Annotated in this window: 14 protein-coding genes; 5 read left to right on the forward strand and 9 right to left on the reverse strand. The window is 52.0% G+C overall.

Annotated elements, in window-relative coordinates; genetic code table 11:
- Positions 1-1,941, reverse strand: a complete 1,941-nt coding sequence (locus tag BMW93_RS18220) for a CocE/NonD family hydrolase (RefSeq protein ID WP_229240569.1) — start codon at positions 1,939-1,941, stop codon at positions 1-3.
- Between the two features lie 125 nt (positions 1,942-2,066).
- Between BMW93_RS18220 and BMW93_RS18225 the strand changes: the two genes are divergently transcribed.
- From BMW93_RS18225 to BMW93_RS18240, 4 genes are all read left to right on the forward strand, one after another.
- Positions 2,067-2,435, forward strand: a complete 369-nt coding sequence (locus BMW93_RS18225) for a hypothetical protein (RefSeq protein WP_090379381.1) — start codon at positions 2,067-2,069, stop codon at positions 2,433-2,435.
- Between the two features lie 67 nt (positions 2,436-2,502).
- Positions 2,503-2,988 carry a response regulator transcription factor gene (locus BMW93_RS36150; protein WP_090379384.1) on the forward strand — a complete coding sequence of 162 codons (486 nt, stop codon included), beginning with the start codon at positions 2,503-2,505 and terminating at the stop codon, positions 2,986-2,988.
- 319 nt (positions 2,989-3,307) lie between these two features.
- A complete protein-coding gene (locus BMW93_RS18235) occupies positions 3,308-3,841 on the forward strand; it encodes a DUF4199 domain-containing protein (RefSeq protein ID WP_090379387.1) in 534 nt (177 codons plus the stop codon).
- 110 nt (positions 3,842-3,951) lie between these two features.
- Positions 3,952-6,300, forward strand: a complete 2,349-nt coding sequence (locus BMW93_RS18240; RefSeq protein WP_090379871.1) for a T9SS type A sorting domain-containing protein — start codon at positions 3,952-3,954, stop codon at positions 6,298-6,300.
- Between the two features lie 4 nt (positions 6,301-6,304).
- On the opposite strand, the gene BMW93_RS18245 is transcribed toward BMW93_RS18240, so the two are convergent.
- Together BMW93_RS18245 and BMW93_RS18250 are read right to left on the reverse strand one after the other, a co-directional pair.
- Positions 6,305-8,416 carry a metallophosphoesterase gene (locus BMW93_RS18245; protein WP_090379390.1) on the reverse strand — a complete coding sequence of 704 codons (2,112 nt, stop codon included), beginning with the start codon at positions 8,414-8,416 and terminating at the stop codon, positions 6,305-6,307.
- A complete protein-coding gene (locus tag BMW93_RS18250; protein ID WP_229240571.1) occupies positions 8,413-10,197 on the reverse strand; it encodes a cytochrome-c peroxidase in 1,785 nt (594 codons plus the stop codon). The genes BMW93_RS18245 and BMW93_RS18250 overlap by 4 nt, the downstream gene beginning before the upstream one ends.
- 101 nt (positions 10,198-10,298) lie before the next feature.
- Between BMW93_RS18250 and BMW93_RS18255 the strand changes: the two genes are divergently transcribed.
- The gene (locus BMW93_RS18255) at positions 10,299-11,171 is read left to right on the forward strand and encodes a helix-turn-helix transcriptional regulator (protein WP_090379393.1); all 873 of its coding nucleotides are present in this window, start codon (positions 10,299-10,301) and stop codon (positions 11,169-11,171) included.
- Positions 11,172-11,176: 5 nt separating this feature from the next.
- On the opposite strand, the gene BMW93_RS18260 is transcribed toward BMW93_RS18255, so the two are convergent.
- The 6 genes from BMW93_RS18260 to BMW93_RS18285 all read right to left on the reverse strand — a co-directional run bounded on the left by BMW93_RS18260 (position 11,177) and on the right by BMW93_RS18285 (position 18,623).
- Positions 11,177-11,557, reverse strand: a complete 381-nt coding sequence (locus BMW93_RS18260) for a DUF983 domain-containing protein (RefSeq protein ID WP_090379396.1) — start codon at positions 11,555-11,557, stop codon at positions 11,177-11,179.
- A gap of 103 nt (positions 11,558-11,660) precedes the next feature.
- Positions 11,661-12,242 carry a chemotaxis protein CheB gene (locus tag BMW93_RS18265; protein ID WP_090379400.1) on the reverse strand — a complete coding sequence of 194 codons (582 nt, stop codon included), beginning with the start codon at positions 12,240-12,242 and terminating at the stop codon, positions 11,661-11,663.
- Positions 12,224-13,033, reverse strand: coding sequence for a protein-glutamate O-methyltransferase CheR (locus BMW93_RS18270; protein WP_090379403.1), 810 nt, complete (start codon positions 13,031-13,033; stop codon positions 12,224-12,226). Before BMW93_RS18270 ends, BMW93_RS18265 begins: the two co-directional genes overlap by 19 nt.
- Before the next feature lie 4 nt (positions 13,034-13,037).
- Complete coding sequence (locus tag BMW93_RS18275) at positions 13,038-13,403, reverse strand: response regulator (RefSeq protein ID WP_090379406.1); 366 nt, start codon at positions 13,401-13,403, stop codon at positions 13,038-13,040.
- A gap of 8 nt (positions 13,404-13,411) precedes the next feature.
- Positions 13,412-17,014, reverse strand: a complete 3,603-nt coding sequence (locus BMW93_RS18280; RefSeq protein WP_090379409.1) for a response regulator — start codon at positions 17,012-17,014, stop codon at positions 13,412-13,414.
- Positions 17,015-17,027: 13 nt separating this feature from the next.
- Entirely contained in the window at positions 17,028-18,623 is a 1,596-nt protein-coding gene (locus BMW93_RS18285; RefSeq protein ID WP_090379412.1) for a response regulator, read from the reverse strand.
- Positions 18,624-18,834: the final 211 nt, after the last annotated feature.

Raw genomic sequence — 18,834 nt, forward strand, 5'->3', positions numbered from 1 at the left:
CTACTCGACCACGCGCACGCCCACGTACGAGGACGCCTCGCCCGAGAGATACACGCGGTGCGTAGCCTTCTGGAAATCGGAGGCGTTGGCTTTATAAATATTTACAAACTTCTGAGGGTTGCGGTCCACGAGCGGAAACCAGGAGCTTTGCACTTGTACCATCATCTTGTGGCCCTTTTTGAAGCGGTGCGCGGCATCCTGCATATCGAATTTCACATTTTCGACCTTGCCGGGCGTCATCGGTTCGGGTTTGGAGAAGCTCTTGCGGAATTTGGCACGCATTACCTCGCCCCGGACCAGCAGCTGGAAGCCGCCCATTTTCATGTTCGGGTTAACGGGGCTGTCATTCGGCGCGTCGCCGGGGTAGACATCGATCAGTTTTACGACAAAATCAGCATCGGTGCCGGTGGTGGACACGAACAGATCGGCAAAAACGTTGCCGGAAATGGTCACGTCTTCTTTCAAAACTTCGGATTCATACACGAGCACATCCGGGCGCGAGGCGGCGAAGCGCTGGTCTTCGTACATAAAATCGGCGCCGCGGATAATGCGGATTTCAGAAGTGTACGGCACCGGCTTGTCCGGGTCGCTGAGATATTCGTCGAACGCAGGTTTGGCGCCCACCTGCATTCTGGTCATCGTCGGAGAAAAGGATAATGTGCCGTCCGGATGCAGATAGAGCTTTTTCTCGACCGTATTTTTCGGAGGCCACTGGTCGTACTTACGCCATTCGTTAGCCCCTGTTTCGAAAATGTAGGCTTTCGGCAATTTAGGGTCGGGCTGGTCTTTCAGGTAATGGTTAAAAACCGGCAGTTCAATTTCCTTTTGGTAAAACGTACTGGTTTTGGCCCCAAACCGGATATTCCCCAGCGATTCCCCCGTACCGCGCGCCCAGCCGCCGTGAATCCAGGGACCCATAATGAGCCAGTTGGGCGTTTGAGGATTTTGGGAAGTAACGGCCTGGTACGTTTTGAGCGGCCCGTACAAATCTTCCTGGTCGAACCAGCCGCCCACGACCATTACCGCCGGTTTGACATTCTTCAAATGCGGCACCGGCGTGCGGGCTTTCCAGAAATCGTTGTATGTTTCATTCTCCATCATCTGGTTCCAGATACGGTTCTGGCCTTTGAAAATCTGCTCGTTAAAGTTTTTCAGCGGACCCATTTTCTTGTAAAACTCATAGGAATCGGGCGTTCCCCAGGCCGAAAACTGGGGCGAGGGCTTTGGCGTAGGCGTTGGCCGCGGCGCACCGTAAGACGACAGGAATGCAAATGTGCCCATCAGGAAAAATGCGCCGTTATGGTGGCGGTCGTCGCCCATGAACCAGTCGGTAACCGGTGCCTGCGGCGAGGCGATCTTCAATGCCGGGTGGGCATCCACGGCCGTCATGGTAGCATAGTATCCCGGTGCCGAAATGCCCCAGGTACCTACTTTGCCATTGTTTCCCTCGATGTTTTTAAGGAGCCATTCGATCGTATCGTAGGTATCCGAGCTCTCGTCAATGTCTGTATTAGCCTTTTTGACAGGAATAAACGGTCGGTAAGCCTCGAAATCACCTTCGGACATGAGCTTTCCCCTTACATCCTGATACACAATAATATATCCTTCCCGCGCGAAGAGCATGCTCGGCCCGAGCGAAGTTTTATAGACATTCTCGCCATAAGGTGCCACGCTGTAAGGCGTCCGGTTGAGCAGGATGGGGTAGGTTTCGCTTTTTGAAATGTCCTTTGGTAGGTAAATGGAAGTAAAGAGCTTCACACCGTCGCGCATCGGGATCTGCCGCTCGATTTTGGTATAATGCTCGCGGACGTAGAGGGAGTCTTCTTTTGGAGCGGTCTGAGCGCGCACATTTGCTATCGCAAAGATCGCCAACAGGATGAATAAAAACAGGCGCGGTTTCGGGTACCGGCCATTCAAGGAGTGAAGCAAGGTTGTTTTCAAGGCGGTTGCAGGATTAGTTTTTAGCCAATTTAATACAAAACACGCATTGCCGCTCATCACATCACTATTGCAGTTTTCAAACAGGTACTGTATATTGCATAGTACCTTGTAAAGCACTTTTAGCCATGAAATTAAAATCATTACTTTTCTCTCAAATTGTCATGCTCGGCATGCTCACTTCTTGCAACAACGGTGATGTAAGCATTGCCGTCAAAGACGAAGACGATTATTATCGCTTCAAAGCCCATTTCGACGATAACCTGTCGCCGGAGGTCAGCGAGTTCTTGAACGACCATATTCAGTCGATCCGCATTGACCCCGAGCGGGATTCCAAGATCGTCACGATTTTGGAAGACAAGACAAAACTGACCGTCGAATCGTCGCCGGGCGAGGTGATGATCTACCTCGACAAGGAGGAAAACAGCCGCGATTCTTACCACCGTATCAAAAACCTTTGCGAAGGGGTGAAGGACGTCATTCTCAGGCACAAATAGCGGCCTGCAAAACCGCGACCGCTGGCCGAAAATTTCTATTTTTGGAAAACCAACGGACTGGTTACAAATGGTTTCCAAAACGATCAGCGATTTTTACCACAAACACAGGCAGGAGTTACTCTACGGGGTATCGCTTGCCTTGTTGCTTTTTGTGCTCAGGTGGCTCGAATTGCGGTTCCTGATCATGGACCATATCATCGAAATTTACGTAGGGGCTATCGCGCTGATGTTCACCGGGTTGGGCATCTGGCTGGCTCACAAGCTTACCACACCCAAAGTGGAGACGAGGATCGTGGAGCGGGAGGTGTACGTGACGGCGGGCGAGGATTTTACGGTCAACGAGCCGGAGCGGCTGCGGCTGGGCGTTAGCCAGCGGGAGCTGGAAGTGCTGCAATTGGTGGCCGAAGGGCTGAGTAATCAGGAGATCGCCGAAAGGTTGTTCGTATCGCTGAACACGGTCAAGACGCATTCTTCACGGATTTTCGAAAAGCTGGAAGTTCGCAACCGCACGCAGGCAGTCGAGCGCGCGAGGCGTCTCAGGCTGATCGCATGATGCTGGTATGGGTGATGTTGGTGTTGTCGGGTGTGGTCAGGTGTGGTCAGGTGTTGTCAGGTGTTGTCAAGTGTTGTCAAGTGTTGTCAAGTGTTGTTAAGAGTGATCAGGTGTTGTCATGTGTGGTCATGTGTTGTCAAGTGTGGTCAGGTGTGGTCACTACATAATTTTGACAACAGCTGACCAACCGTGACAACACATGACTAAAGAACAGGCGATAATTTTACCTCCCTGATGTAAAATCACCCGAAAGTATGAATCGGAAATGGCCATTACAGCCCAATTTCGCAGCATTATAAGACATTTAAATCAAAATGATATGAACAGGATTATCGTTATCTGCGGGCTGATTTCAGGGGCGCTTGTGTCGACTTTCATGGTTTGCTCCATGGCGGTTTGCTATCAAAAACAGGAGTTTGAAGGTAATATGCTGCTGGGTTACGCGGCCATGCTGCTGTCGTTCTCCATGGTGTTCGTGGGGATCAAAAACTACCGCGACAAGTACAGCGGCGGCACGGTTACATTTGGCAAGGCATTCAAAATCGGGTTGTACATTACATTGGTCGCATCGACGGTGTATGTGATCGTCTGGCTGATCGATTACTACCTTTTCATTCCCGATTTCATGGACAAATACACGGCGCATTTGCTGAAACAGTTCCAGGCCGAAGGCCCCTCACCCGCGGAGCTCGAAGCGAAGGTGACCGAACTGGCCGGGTACAAGGAGATGTACCAAAGCCCATTGATGGTTATCCTGTGGACTTATGCCGAGATATTACCGGTAGGATTGGTGGTGACGCTCATTTCGGCGCTGATTCTTAAAAAGCCCGGGGCCAAGATGCAGTCGGCATAGTTCCGATACCTAAAAATTAAAACTAATACTACGGGTAAGGGTTTGTGATTCAAAGGTTTTTAGCTATAATCGCCGGAAAATTTTTCGATAAACACAAACCCTTCCTATTTGTGAAAAAATTCTACCTCCTGCTGGTAGCGCTGCTGCCGCTTGCCGCCTGGGCACAATGTCCTACCGACCTCATCGTCGGCGATCAGCTCACGCTGGATAATTTCGTGGCGACCAATCCGGGTTGCGTTAATTTGCCGGGTAACCTCATTGTTGAAGGGGATGATATCGCGAACCTCGATTCGCTGAGTACGCTTACCAGTGTGGGAGGCAGTATCACGATCAGGAATAACCCGTCGCTGACAAGTTTGGCGGGCCTTGCGAATATCATTTCGGTCGGCTCTTCTGTGAAAATATATGGTAATCCGTTACTCGAAAACCTCGACGGGCTCGAAGGCCTTACCGCTTTGACGGGCAGTCTGGTAATAGATTCCAATACCGTGCTGAAAGACATCGCGGGGATCGGAAACATCGCTTCGGTAACCGACTCGCTGGTGATCGCGCAGAGCGATTCCCTGAAATCGATCAGCGACCTTACGATTACTTCGGTCGGTTCGGTGGTGGAAATCTATGATAATGCCGCATTGGAAAGCCTGGCGGGGCTCGAAGGCCTGAACATCGTGCCCGGCGACCTGATCATCGACGGCAACCTGGCATTGAAAAACCTGGCGGGAATCGGGAACATCGGTGCGGTAGGCGGGTCGCTGGTCATCGGCACAACAGATTCGCTCACGACGCTCGATGATCTCGCGGTTGTATCCGTCGATAATTCCCTTCGCATTGGTTTCAATACCAATCTTACTTCCCTCGCGGGGTTGGAGAGCATTACGCAACTCAATGGTGACCTGGAAATCACGAATAATTACTCGATCAAGGACCTGAACGGGCTGAACGGGCTGGCGTCGGTAGGAGGTAGCGCGTTTATCGATTTTAATGACAGCCTGCTCAACCTGCAAGGTCTTAACCAACTGACGTCGGTCGGTGGCGAGCTTTTTCTGGAATACAACCTGTTTCTCCAAAACCTGGACGGGCTCAATCAGCTGGCTTCCATTGGCAGCCATCTCACGATCGGGGACAGCGATAGTCTGACAAACCTGTCGGCGTTGACTAACCTTTCTTTCGTGGGCGGCGGGTTCTATTTGTTCGCAAATTCGTCGCTTACCACCCTGGATGGCTTGCAGAACGTGCTGTCTTTCGGCGCCGAAATGGTAATCACACTCAATCCCGTGCTGGAAAACCTGGACGGGCTGAACGGGCTGACTTCTGTCGGAAATATGGGTATACAACTCGCACTCAACTTTTCTTTGCAAAATGTGGACGGGTTATCCTCGCTGACGTCCATCGACGGCGACCTGATGGTGATTTATAACTTTTCGCTGACAAGCCTTGCCGGCCTGAGTAGCCTGCAATCACTCGGACAGGACGGAACCCTGGTGATTGGTGCGAACCTCTTACTGCCTGATTTGCAGGGGCTCAACAGCCTGACAACCGCCGGCCGCGTTTTCATCGAGGCCAATCCCAGCCTCAAATCACTGGATGGCCTGGACAACATCACTTCGATAATCGACTCTTTGTCAATAACCTATAATGATAGTCTGGCCAATCTCAATGGCCTGGCGGCATTGCAGAGTATCGGTGGTGGTTTCCTGCTGGCCGAAGACTCGCTGCTTACGAGCCTGGATGGATTGAGCAGTCTCGATGCGATTGGCGGTACGATTACGATTGTCGACAATGCCGCGCTCGAAACTTGCGCTACAACGAAATTCTGCGCGATACTGAAAACCAAATCAGAGGAAGACGCGCTGATCGAGAACAACCTGGGCGATTGCGAAACGCGGGAAATGGTGGACCTCGCTTGCGTTCAGCTCCCGGTCACGCTGATCTCCTTCGTGGCAAGGAAAGAAGGGAAATCGGCAATGCTCGAATGGTCGACGAGCGAGGAAACGAACAGCGATTATTTTGAAATACAACAAAATAGCGGTAGCGGAAAGTCGTGGGTTTCAATAGGCAAAAAAGCGGCTGCCGGTGAAAGTGCCATGGTGAAAACCTACACTTTTACGCATTCGAATCCACTGAAAGGCGGCAATCTGTACCGCCTTAAAATGGTAGACCGGGACGGTACATTTGCATTCAGCAGCATTCAGGCGGTGCGCTTTGATGATCTTCCGGTGTTTGAAATATACCCCAATCCGGTAGCGGCCAGCCTGATCATCCGTCCGACGAACGGTGCCATCCGGGAGATTACTTTGTATAATGCCGCCGGTAAATGTGTCGTAATCAAATCTTTGAATACAATGTCTCTACCGGAACCCGCGACGATCGATACGAGCCTTTTACCGGGCGGAATGTACGTAGCCAAAGTCGCCTACGCCGACGGGGCCGTACATACGGGAAGGTTTGTCAAAAAATAGGCCTCTAATGGATCGCCAGCTTTTTCACCGCATTCCGGCCGTTTACACTCACTTTCAGGAAATAAATGCCGGTCGTGAGTTGGGGAGGCAGGAATGTGGCTGGCGCGTTGCTGATCGTCATTTTCCGGGTATCCAGGGTCCTTCCCGAAACGTCGGTCAGTGTTAACTCGGCTATTTGGGCCGTTTGGCTGATTGTCCGGATTTGCATTTGGCTCGCTGATGACGGGTTCGGGATGATTTCTATGTCCAACGAAAGATTGGGTTCGGCAGCGAGGATTGGGTCTGTGAGTTTCACGGAGACGATGCGGGAATAAACAATGCGGCCATCCAGGGCATTGGTAGCCAGACGGTAGTAATAGGTGTTGTTGATTGGCAAACTTTGGCTTTGAGTGTCCACGAATACGTAGTCTTTTCGTTGCTGCGAGTTGGGGCCGCCCGTTACTTTTCCTACTTCGGTAAAATTCGTGGCATCGTTAGAGCGCTGGACGGCATAATGTGATAGTTCTGTTTCCATTTCGCTAGTCCATTTAACGGTCACTGCATTTTTACTATCCCTGTCTGCCGTAAGACTGAACAGTTTCGCAGGATCAGGCTTAGGTTGCGCAACTTTTACATGAAACACGTCCTGAATGCAGTTCTGCCCGTCTTTCACCGTGTAGTCGGTATTTTCTGTTGGCTGCACATTGATCATTCGTGTCTTTGAACCATTACTCCAAACATAATCCCCCACAAACGACGCTTTCAGCTCGACAGGCTGGTTGTTTGCTAATTCCAGCGTCGTTTCGTTGTTCACGCCTTTTTCCATGGTAAACTTGTCGCGGATGACGCCGTCTTCTGCTATCCATTTCAAATCCAGCCGGTTGCCTTCTACTTCCAGCATAAGCGCTCCGCCATGCTCGGCGTCGGAATGGTACATGGCTTTGTGCGGAAAATCGGGTTTGGGATTTCCCAGCTGTCCGCCCGAACCGGCTACGACGTACACGGTCCCACGGCTTTGCGGGGTGTTTTTGATGTAGGGGCACGAGTTTTCCGACCCGTCGTACCGCGCCGAGGAGGGGTCGACGACGTGTTTGGACGCGTCGAAAGTATTGCTTTGCCCGTAATGCCCGCCCATAAGGCGCGAGCGCTCGTACACGTGGCTGTGCCCGCAGATGATAAGGTCCACTCCGAGCCGTTCGAGGATGCGGATGAAATTTTGGCGTATGGCGGCCATTTCAGGGTCACCGTCCGACTCGCGTGAACCTTTCGAATAGGGTGGGTGGTGCCAGTATGCCACGACCCAATCTTTGTTTTTATTTGCCGCAAGGTCCTTTTTGATCCATTGCACCTGCCTGCCGAGCGTGTCGTAAAGCCGTGTCGCATTGTCTTCCCGGCCGTAGGAATCGAGCGAGAGGAAATGGACGTTGCCGTAATCGAACGAGTAGAATGATTCGGTGCCGGAAGGCTCGCCGCCTGCTTCGCCCTGGGTCGGCATTGTGAATACATCGTAGTAGGGTATCTTATGATCGTTCTGGCGGGCCAGATTGTCGTTGTCGTAATCGTGGTTGCCGGGAGAAGGAAAGAGCGGGTACATTTTGAGCAGGTTATCCTTGTACCGGTTGAAAAAATTGGACTGGTACTCGGCATCCCGGCCAAACGAATAGGCATTGTCGCCGAGCAGAAGCCACGCATTCATGTAGTTGAGTCCAAGGTATTCGATCATCCTGAACTTTACCGCATCCTGTATGATCGAGTTGGTGCCGCAATCGCCCAGCAGGCCGAAACGGTATTTTCCCGGCTTGCCCGCGACGGCGGTTGTCTGGAAATAATTTTCAACGCCTTCCTGCAAAACCGTCGTTTGCGAACCAATGGAGTAGTAATAGCGTGTCTCCGCTTGCAGGCCGGTGATTTTCACTTCATGCTCGGTGGTAGCCGTATTATCGGTAAAAGTCTGGCCGAGCGATTGTGCACTGCCGCCAATTTTTACTACGGAATTGGAAGGCTGATCGGTCCGCCAGCGGATCACAATGCTGGTGGGCGTCGCTACTTGCAGATACGGGCCGCGCAGGAGCGTACCTTGCCCGTGGGCGGCTGCGAGAGAGAGGAATAAAAGGAAGGTCAGTAAATATGTTTTCATAAATGGTCGGTAAGCGAATGTAAAAAGGCAACGATATCAGATTTTTCCTCATCCGAGAGATTAAGCGGTGTGGAAGGCAATGTCTGTTCGGGAATAGCGAGGCCCAGGCCTGCGCCACCGCCTTTGTCGTAAAACTCCATCACCTTTTCCAGACTGCCCAGGGCGCCGTTGTGCATATAGGGAGCAGTTACGGCCGCATTTCGGACAGTAGGTGTTTTAAATGCACCCCGATAATAGGGGGTAGGGCGGGTTTCAAAACGTCCCTGATCGGGGCTCGCTTTGGGGCGCAGGAAATCGTCCGTAGCGGTGGTGCCCAGTATTTCAAACTCCGTGAGCGTATACGTAGGCGGGATCAGCCCGTTGAAAAGCGGCGCGAAGTGGCAGGTAGCGCATTGCGCCTTGCCCATGAAAAGGTTGAACCCGTTTACCTGCCGGTCGGTCAAAGCCGACCTGTTGCCCGCCATGTATCTGTCGAAATCGGAGGTGAATGGCTGCAAAGTACGCACGTACGCTGCGATGGCCTTGTAAATAATGGTATCATTCAACGCTTTGCGGTTGGGGGATACCTTTCGGAACAGCCGCCGGTAAGGGCGCCGCCTGGCCAGTTTGCGGATTATTTCTGCCGGTTTGCCATTCATTTCGAGGCTGTCGTGGATCACGGTGCGGATCTGCTCTTCCAGCGTACGTGCACGCCCGTCCCAGAATTGCGCGTGTTGGAATGAACTGTACATTAAAGATGGCGCATTACGGCGCACGGACTGACCGGGGTGAATGCCTATGCTTTGGGGGAGCCCGTCGGTAAAATGCAGGGCGGGATTGTGGCAGGAGGCGCAGCTGCGGGTGCCGTTGGATGATAGACGCGTTTCGAAAAACAGTCTTTCACCCAATTTCTCCAACGTGCTGTCTTTGCTGATCTTCCCGCCAAAAGCGGCTTGCGTAAATGCATCGGGACTGAAAATGTTTTTGGCTTCATAATTTAGAACCCCTTTCTCATTGAGCTCCAAACCCATTCCACGGATCATATTGCCGAGACGCTCCTGTAACGGCAATGCGTAACTCCTCAGGAAATCAAGCCGGTCGAACGTATCGAAATCGTTGCTTTTCGCAAGTGACACCTCACAGGAAACAAACGATTTCCATAAAATATCGTCTTTGGCGTGTTTCATGTAGGGCGTCAACACCGCGTCGATCGCTTGCAGGGAGACAAGCGCTTCTTTAAGCCCGCTTTTCAGCAATGGCGCGTCGAAGCCAGTAATGCTGAGCGTCAGCACCCGCACCAGCTCGATACGCACGCTTTCCAGGACTTGTGCGTCGGTGGCTTTGAAATTGTAAAGCAATGCGGGCAGATCTTCCGCGGACGTTTCCAGGAACCGGCATTGTTGGAGTATTTCTGTTTTATGCAAACCGGGGTTATCGAAGAGCAGCGCCTCGATGTATTGCAACCCGGTGGGTGCTCCGTATTCGAGGTGTGGTTCTTCTATTTCGTTCTTGGGAGGACGGTTGTAAATACGGGACGAGGTAAAAAAGAAGTAGTCGAGAAAAAAGGCGATGCGTTTGTAGGCCAGGCGCGCTTCTTTCAGCTTTTGCTTTGCGTGCGCAATGCTCCCGGCATTGGTGGTATCGATTTGTTCGACCGCAATCCGCATTTCCGTCACGCTCGCCGCAAATGCTTTGGCGTCAGACCGGAAGCGATCGGTGCAGTTTTGCACGCCGATCGTTTCCCGCTCTGATGCGGCAACGAGCAGTAACAACGCCATACACAACGCGAAGGCCTTCCACATCGGCAGAAAAAGGGTTTTGGAAATATCCGCAAGATACGGAACAGGTGTCAAATCACGAATAAACCTTAAATTGCCGTTTCTGACCCAATATCAGTATTGCCATGCACGGTTCATTTCCACGGCTCGACATCGGCCCGCTTTCCGAATACCGCGAAGACCATATCATGATCGCCCGGTTTTCGGATTACGTTCACGAGCATCAAAGCCTTGTTTTTCCGCATCGCCACAGTTTTTATCACCTGGTACTTTTTACCGAAGGCAACGGCCGTCACACCATTGATTTCCACCATTTTCAGGCCTTCCCGTTTCAGATCTATTTCATGATCCCCGGGCAGGTACATACGTGGGATTTCCAGGAAGAAATGGATGGTTACGTGGTCAATTTCTCGGATTCGTTTTTCAAATCCTTCCTGCTGCAACCCGAATACCTCGATTCGTTTTCATTTCTCGATCAGGACAGCAGTAACAACGTGCTGACGCTGTCCGAAGGCATCCGTGCGCACATATGCGGGTTGTTTGAAGAATTACTAAGCCAAAATGCCCGCGCAACGGCCTGGCGCGACGATATGGTGCGGGTTTTATTACTTCAAATCTTCCTGATTATCGAACAAAGCGACTCGGTCGACGGGAAAAAGAATGCGGAAAAAGGGAAGAATGCGACGGTACGCAATTTCATCCGGCTGATCGACAAGCATTACGACCGGTTGAGGCTACCCGGCCAATATGCCGAAATGCTGAACGTAACGCCTAATCACCTGAATGCATTATGCAAGGAGCACCTGGGCATACAGGCGGGGGAACTGATCCGCAACCGGATCGTTTTGGAAGCCAAAAGGTTGCTGATCAACCTCGATCTGACCGTCTCCGAAATCGCTTACAAGCTGAATTTCAATGATAACTCGTATTTCACCAAGTTCTTCCGGAAAGAAACCGGCATGACGCCCGAAGATTTCCGGAAGAGCCCGGCGTTGTAAACGCATTATGCGTGTTCCTTGGTTGAAACCGGTTTGATGAACAATGCCAGCCACGTCCGGCGTGCCATGCGGTAGAATAGCGGCGTCAGAATGACGAGGATCGGGATAATACTTGCCAGGAAGTAATCGAGGTATTGTCCGAAGAAGTTGACGAAAATCAGGAAGTAAATCACCATAAATGCCACGTACAAGGCGTAGCTGATATACAATGCACCCTGATAGAAACCCGGTTCGGGAACGAAGTCGGCGCCGCAGTTGGGGCAGTGACGGTTCATTTTGTCGAAATTCCGGAGGTTATAGGCGCTTTTGGTGATGAAAAAGTCGCCCACGCCGCATTGGGGGCATTTGTTGAATAAAACGCTGTATATTTTATTGGGCTTTGCCATGATCTTACTGTTTTAAACTCCCTACAAATCTCCTCAATAAGCCGTTTAAAAAGAAAGACTGAATCTCGCTTTTGTGGTAGAAATCAATGATACCTCACGAAAACTATTCCAGCGAATTGATGAAAGCGGCCATTTGCAGGGTATCGAAGACGTGGTCGATAGGGAGGTGGGTGAGGGCGTAATGCGGCATGAAAGGCATTTGCGCGGTGTCGGGATTTTGAACAATGGCCCTGCCGCCGGCGCGTTTTACGGCGATCAGCCCGCCGGTACCGTCCTCGTTCGCACCCGAAAGCAATATCGCAACAAGTCCCGGCCCGTAGACCTCCGCGGCCGATTCGAATGTGACGTCGATGCTGGGCCGGCTGAAATTGACTTTTTCCGAATAGTCCAGCGAGAATGTGCGGTCGCGTTCGATGAGCAAATGGTAATCGGCGGGGGCGAGGTATATTGTTCCGGGTGTAATGGGTTCCTTGTCCTCTACTTCATGGGTCGGGTTTAATGTCTTGGAACCCAGCAGGTCCGATAACGACGAGTCGGCGGAATTGCGCCGGTGCAATATCAATGCTACGGGAACAGGCAGGTCGCTGCGCAGCAGCGGTAGCAGGCGGAATAGTACTTCCAGGCTTCCCGCCGAGCCGCCGATCAACAGGAATTCGCAGGTAGGGTTCAAATGGTTTTCTTCCATATTTTTTCCCGGTTCAGTTGCTTGAACTTGTTTTGCACAGCCGAGAATTTCAATGTCTCTTTGGTTCCCAATGCAAGGTAACCCAAAGTACCAAGGCTTGCATCGAAGAGTTTGAGCACCCTGTCCTGCAATTCCTTGTCAAAGTAAATCAGCACATTACGGCAGAGGATCAGGTCGAACTCGTTGAAGGAACTGTCGGAGACCAGGTTGTGGGTCGAAATAATAATCTTCTCCGAAAGCTCGTGGTCGAACTTGGCCTGGCCATATTGCGCCGTATAATAGCTGGAAAAATCTTGGGTGCCGCCCGAGGCGATGTAGCTTTCGGAATATTGCTTCATCAGCGAGAGCGAAAATATGCCTTTCCGTACTTTTTCGAGCACGCTCGGGTTGAGGTCGGTCGCATACAACAGCGAACGCCGCAGCAAATTAGCCTCTTTGAGCAGGATTGCCATCGAATACACCTCCTCGCCGGTGGAGCAACCCGCGTGCCAGATGCGGATAAACGGCTTGGTACCCAGCACGGGAAGTACCTCGTCCCGCAAGGCTCGGTAAAATGCCGGGTCGCGGAACATTTCCGTGACATTCACCGTCACTTCCTCCACAAACCGTTTGAGATAAGCCGGATCGTTCCGCACACGGTAACGCAGCTCGGCGAAGCTCGGGAACTTGTCGAGCGAGCACAACCGCACCACCCGGCGTTTCAGCGAAGCGCGCGAGTACCGCGTGAAATCGTACCCGTAAAGATCGAACAGGTCATTCAGCAAAAGGTCGATGTCTTCCTCTTCTATCATGCCGTCAGATCGTACTAAGTATCTTCAAAAGCTTGTCGACATCGATCGGTTTGGAAATGTAGTCGTTGGCACCGGCACCTAGGCACTTTTCCCGGTCGCCCACCATCGCCTGCGCAGTGACGGCGATGACCGGTACCGACTGCCTATTACCGAGGTCTTTGATCAGCGGAATGGCCTCATAGCCATCCATTTCGGGCATCATCATATCGATCAGCACGGCGTCTACCGGGGCGTCGGTGCGAAGGATATCCAATGCTTCGGTGGCCGCCGAGCACGAAATGCACTCGAAGCCCTTCGATTTGAGGGTCGCTTTGAGCGCAAAAATATTCCGGGCGTCGTCGTCGACGATCATGATCTTTTTCTTTTCCATCGTGAGGGTCAGGATTTTTCGTAAAGCCACACGCGCAGGAGTGACATCAGCTGGTCGATATCCACGGGCTTGGTAATATAATCAGATGCGCCCGCATTAATGCATTTCTCGCGGTCGCCGGTCATCGCTTTGGCCGTAACGGCGATCACCGGCAGGTTGCGCCACTGCGGGTTCTCGCGGATGCGTCTGGCGGTTTCGTAACCGTCCATTTGCGGCATCATCATATCGAGCAGTACCACGTCCACTTCCGGGTTTTCGCCCAGTTTCTGCAATGCCTCCGCGCCGTCGAGTGCCGTCAGGACATTCATTTTATAGTTTTCCAATGATTTGGAAAGAGAGAAAATGTTCCGAACATCGTCATCGGCTATCAATACAGTTTTATTGTTCAAAATCTCGCCGAGCCCGCCGAGCTTGCGCGCGTCCATACCCTGGCGGTTGTTTTTCTTGTTCTCTTCCACCACGTGCAGGAAGAGCGACACTTCGTCGAGCATGCGTTGGTAGGAATGCGCGGTTTTGACGATGATCGAATCCGCATATTGCTTGATCCGCAGCTCTTCGGTCATCGAAAGGCTTTTTCCGGTAAAAATAATGATCGGCACATGCTCGAAACCCGGGTTCTTTTTGGCCTCTTCGAGCATATCATAGGCCTTTTTATCGGGAATGCCCATGTCGAGGATCACGCAGTCGACCTCGTTGTTGGACAGTGCGTTAATGCCGTCGTTAATATCGCTTTTCAGCTCCGAATTAATATCATATGTGCCCAGGTAATAGGCCAATGCCTTGGCATGCATGGAGTTATCTTCCACAATCAGCACTTTCTTCGACTTCTTGCTGATCACAAATTCGATCTTCCGGAAAATCTCGTCCATCTTCTCGATCGCCACCGGCTTGTCGATAAAGTCGACGGCCCCTTTTTGCAAACTCTCGTTCTTCATCCGGTGCGACGACATGATGTGTACCGGAATGTGCCGCGTTTCAGGATCGTTTTTAAGCTGGTCCATCACTTCCCACCCGCTCACGACGGGCAGCTGAATGTCGAGCAAAATACCCATTGGCTTGAATGTCCGCGCCAGTTCCAGGCCCTCGTCCCCGCGTACGGCCACAATGCCTTTGTAACCCTGTCTGCGGGTGTAATCCAGGAGTGATTTGGCAAAAAAGGTATCGTCTTCGATGATCAGGATCGTTTTCGCGGCTTCGGTCATGGTGGAGCGGTCGTCGGGGATACTTTCCGGGATGACCGTGCTGATAAACTTGCTTTGAGCTGCGTGCGTCATTTTGGAAGCCGTCTCTTCCGGGCGATTGCCGAAGAAACTGACCGTTTCCGGCTCAGTGTTACCGTAGGAAGCCCTGATCGGGACAAATAGGGTGAACTCGCTGCCCTGGCCGACCACGCTCGTGAGCGATATTTCTCCACCCAGCAGCTTGGCCAGTTCCCTGCTGATCGACAGCCCGAGACCCGTTCCGCCATATTTGCGTTTGGTAGAACCGTCGGCCTGCTGGAATGCTTCGAAAATGTGGTGCTGCTTCTCGGGTGCGACGCCGATGCCTGTGTCACTGACCACGAAACACAGCATTTTATCGTTTCCGGCGTTTAGCTTCACGGTAATGTCGACGGATCCTTGTGCGGTGAATTTCAGTGCATTGGAAACCAAGTTTTTCAAAATCTGCTCCATCCGCATCTTATCCGTCTCGATCACCGCCGGAACGTCGCTGGCGACCGTAACCGAGAAACGGAGCCCTTTTTCTTTTGCTACCGGAGCGAATAGCCCTTTCATATCATCACAAATCTCTTTGATAGAAACCGTTACATAATCCAGCTCCATTTTCCCCGCCTCGATTTTTGACAGGTCGAGGATCTCGTCGATCAACCCCAGCAAGCCGTTACCGGACGACTGGATCACCGTCGCATATTCGATCTGCTCGCCGGTCAGATTCTTGTCGTCGTTCTCGGCAAGCAGGCGGCTCAGCAGCAGGATCGAGTTCAGCGGCGTGCGTAGTTCGTGCGACATATTGGCCAGGAACTCGGATTTGTACCGTGTGGTGAGTTCGAGTTCTTCCGCTTTTTTCTGTATTTCAATGTTCTTTTCTTCCAGCAGGCCGCTTCGCTCTTCCAGTTCCTCGTTGGTCTGCTGCAATTCTTCCTGCTGTACCCGCAGCTCTTCCTCCGACGCCTGCAATTTCTGCGACTGCGCTTCCAGTTCCGCATTCAGGTTTTCGAGTTCATTATGCTGCGTTTGCAGTTCCTCGGCCTGCGCCTGCGTTTCTTCGAGGAAGTTTTGCAGTTTCACATAGTCCAATGCGGCATTGACGCCGCTGGCCATTGTTTCCAGGTTTTCTTCCAGGAAACGCATGGTAAGGTCGTCCGGCGCCTTCAAAAAGCCGAGCTCGATCACGCCTATGCACTCGTACGAGTACACGAGCGGGAGGATCGCGAGGGCCGCCGGGCTGGTTTCGCCCAGGCTGGATGTTACTTTCAGGTACCCGGCCGGAACGTCGCGCACGAGCAGCGGCTTTTTCGTTTCGATCACCTGCCCGCATAATCCTTGCCCGGTCACAACAGTTTCCGGCGCGTTTTGGGCTGCAAAGGTGCCTGTGAGGCGGAAATTCCAGTCGGTATCGAGGATATACATCGTCCCGAGGTTCGCGCCGGAGTAGGCGGTAAGCGTGTTGATGAGCTTGGCGGATAGCTTTTTGAGCACGCGCTCGCCCCTTATTGCGTCGTTGATCTGCACGTCGCCTGCCTGCAACCAGTTTTGCACGCTCAGGTCATTGAATGTCTGTTCGAGCGAACTGGTCATTTTGTTCAGGGCTATGGAAATCCGGCCGAGCTCGTCGTCGGTATCATCGAGGCTTCGGGTCGAGTAATCTCCGTCCGAGACCCGCTGCGTAACCTGTTCGATGTGGCCGATGCGGCGGTTGGTTTCGGCATATTTCTCTTCGTCTAGCTGCTGTTGCGCGATGCGCTTGCCCACGTCCGCGCGAATGCGCATGTACGAGGAAATGGTGATCAGGATCGATATCAACGCCGCCGCTATCAGCAGGATAGGGGTATATTTAATGTAAATCTGCTGCTGTTCGAGACGTTCTGTCAGTTTGTTGCTTTCCTCTTCCTTAATGCGCTCGGTAGTGAGCCGCAGGTCGTCCATGATTTTTTTTCCCCTCACCATTTCCCGCAAACGGGCGTCGGTATCATACACGAAATTGGAATTCTTTCTGGCCATATCGATGATGCTCTGCATCTGACCGAATTTGGCTTCATAGAGTGCCTTTACTTCGCGCAGGTTCTTTTGCTGGACGGGGTTATCCGCCGTCAGTTCCACCAGGTTGTTGTAGCTGTCAGTGGTTTTTTCATACGCGCCTTCGTAAGGTTCGAGGAATCGCGCGTCGGTCGTGATGAGGTACCCCCGTTGGCCGGTTTCGGCATCTTTCATATGCGAAATGATCGCCTCGGCCTCGATGAGGACTTCATTGGTGTGGTTGACGAGCTCCGAATTGTTGATCAGCTTCTGCGTGCTGTAATAGGAGGCCAGAAGGCTGAAGAACAGGAGAAGGATGGAGAAGGAAAAGACGATCTGTAATTGCTGGATGATCGAATTGGAAGCTTTCTTCATAGGTAAGCGTCAGCTAAATGTCAGTTTTAATGGCCGTCAATGCATGTTCCTGCACAAACGGAAGTATGAGAATGAATTCGGAGCCCTCGTTTTCGGCGCTGCGGGCGGAAATGAGCCCGTTGTGCTTGTCCATGATCTTCTTCGCGATCGCCAGCCCGATGCCCGTGCCTTCATAGGCATTGAGGTTGTTGAGCCGCTGGAAAATGACGAAGATCCGGTCGAGGAACTTCTCGTCGAACCCGATGCCGTTGTCGGCGATGGAGATCCGGCAGTACGGACCGTCGGGAGACGCCGGGCCGGAAACCGCCTTGCTGTCCGTAACCTCGCAGCGGATATCGATGACGGGGGCAACGTCGGGCCGGGAAAATTTCAATGCATTACTGATCAGGTTCTGGAATACCTGGCGGATCTGGCTGGGGATCGTTTCCACTATCGGCAGTTGGTCTTTCCGGATAACGGCCTTCTTTTCCCGGATAGTCTCGTCGAAATCGGCGAGCAGTTCGTCCACGAGTAGATTCAGGTTGGTAGGCTGGAAATGCGCGGTCACAGAAAGTCGCGAGTAATCGAGCAGATCGCTGATCAGCCGCGACATCCGGGCCGACGAGCTGATTGACCGGTTGAGGTAGGAAACCGCCTCGTCGTTGCCGGTGAGGTATTTGTCTTTAATTAAATGACTGAATGTCTGTATTTTACGAAGTGGTTCTTTCAAATCGTGCGATACCACCCAGGCAAATTGCTGCAACTCGTGGTTGGTCGTTTCCAGTTCCGAATTTTTATCGACGAGCTCTTTGGTCCGCAGCTCCACCTTGTGTTCCAGTAGCTCGTTGGCCATTTTTTGCTGGTGAATGTCGGTAAACGTGCCTACCCAGCGCACAATAGCCCCGTTTTGAAGTACCGGGATGATTTTAAGTAAAAAATATTTGTAATCGTCCGCATCGAGCTGTTTCAAACGCGCCTCGCCGGAAAATTCCAGGCCGTTAAGGAAATGCTCCTGCCAGCGTTCGTAAGTGGGGTCGTCGGGGTGCGTCTCGGGGAATGTCCGGGCGTCGGTGGAATATTGGAACCAAAGCTGGTTCACATATTCGACCTTGCCGTCGGTCCGGATCGTGAATGCGATCTGTGGCAACGATTCGAGAATGAAGCGAAGCTCGTCCATCCGTGCGGCGAGCTCTTCCTGCGCATGCTTGCGAATGTCGATCTCCTGCCGGAGCGATTCCTGAATGGCTTTCAGCTCCTGCTGCTGCTCGAAAAGACGATAAAACGTCTTGACTTTGAGTAAGAGGATATCAGGGTCGACGGGCTTGGTAAGATAGTCGATACCACCTGAGGTATAGCCCTTTGTAATGAATTTTTTCTCGGTATTAACCGCCGAAAGGAAGATAATCGGGGTGTCCCGTGCTTTCCCGAACCCGGCAATGGCCTCGGCCACTTCAAATCCATCCATGCCCGGCATTTGTACATCGAGGATGATCACCGAGTAGGTTGTTTTCAAAACCTTTTTCAATGCCTCCTCTCCCGACTCCGCGGTGTCGGTTTTAAAATTGTGGAGTTCCAGGATTTTTTTTAGCGGTAAAATGTTTTCCGGCCTGTCGTCGACAATTAATATCATGGTTTCGGGTAAAATAGGCACTCAGTTGGTTTTCGTCGACACCCTGTGCAGCTACACCGGGACGTGTATACGGTTGGCTCGTAATAACACAAATTTTGTTAAGTGTGTGTACAAGTGTTACCGTGTGTGTAGTAAGTATTTTGTACAAAAATTGTACCAGTAATGGCTCGTACGGGTAGTTTTTTGTAACAACCTGTGGAAAAGCAAGAAG

Source organism: Dyadobacter sp. SG02, from assembly GCF_900109045.1.
Taxonomy (GTDB): domain Bacteria; phylum Bacteroidota; class Bacteroidia; order Cytophagales; family Spirosomataceae; genus Dyadobacter.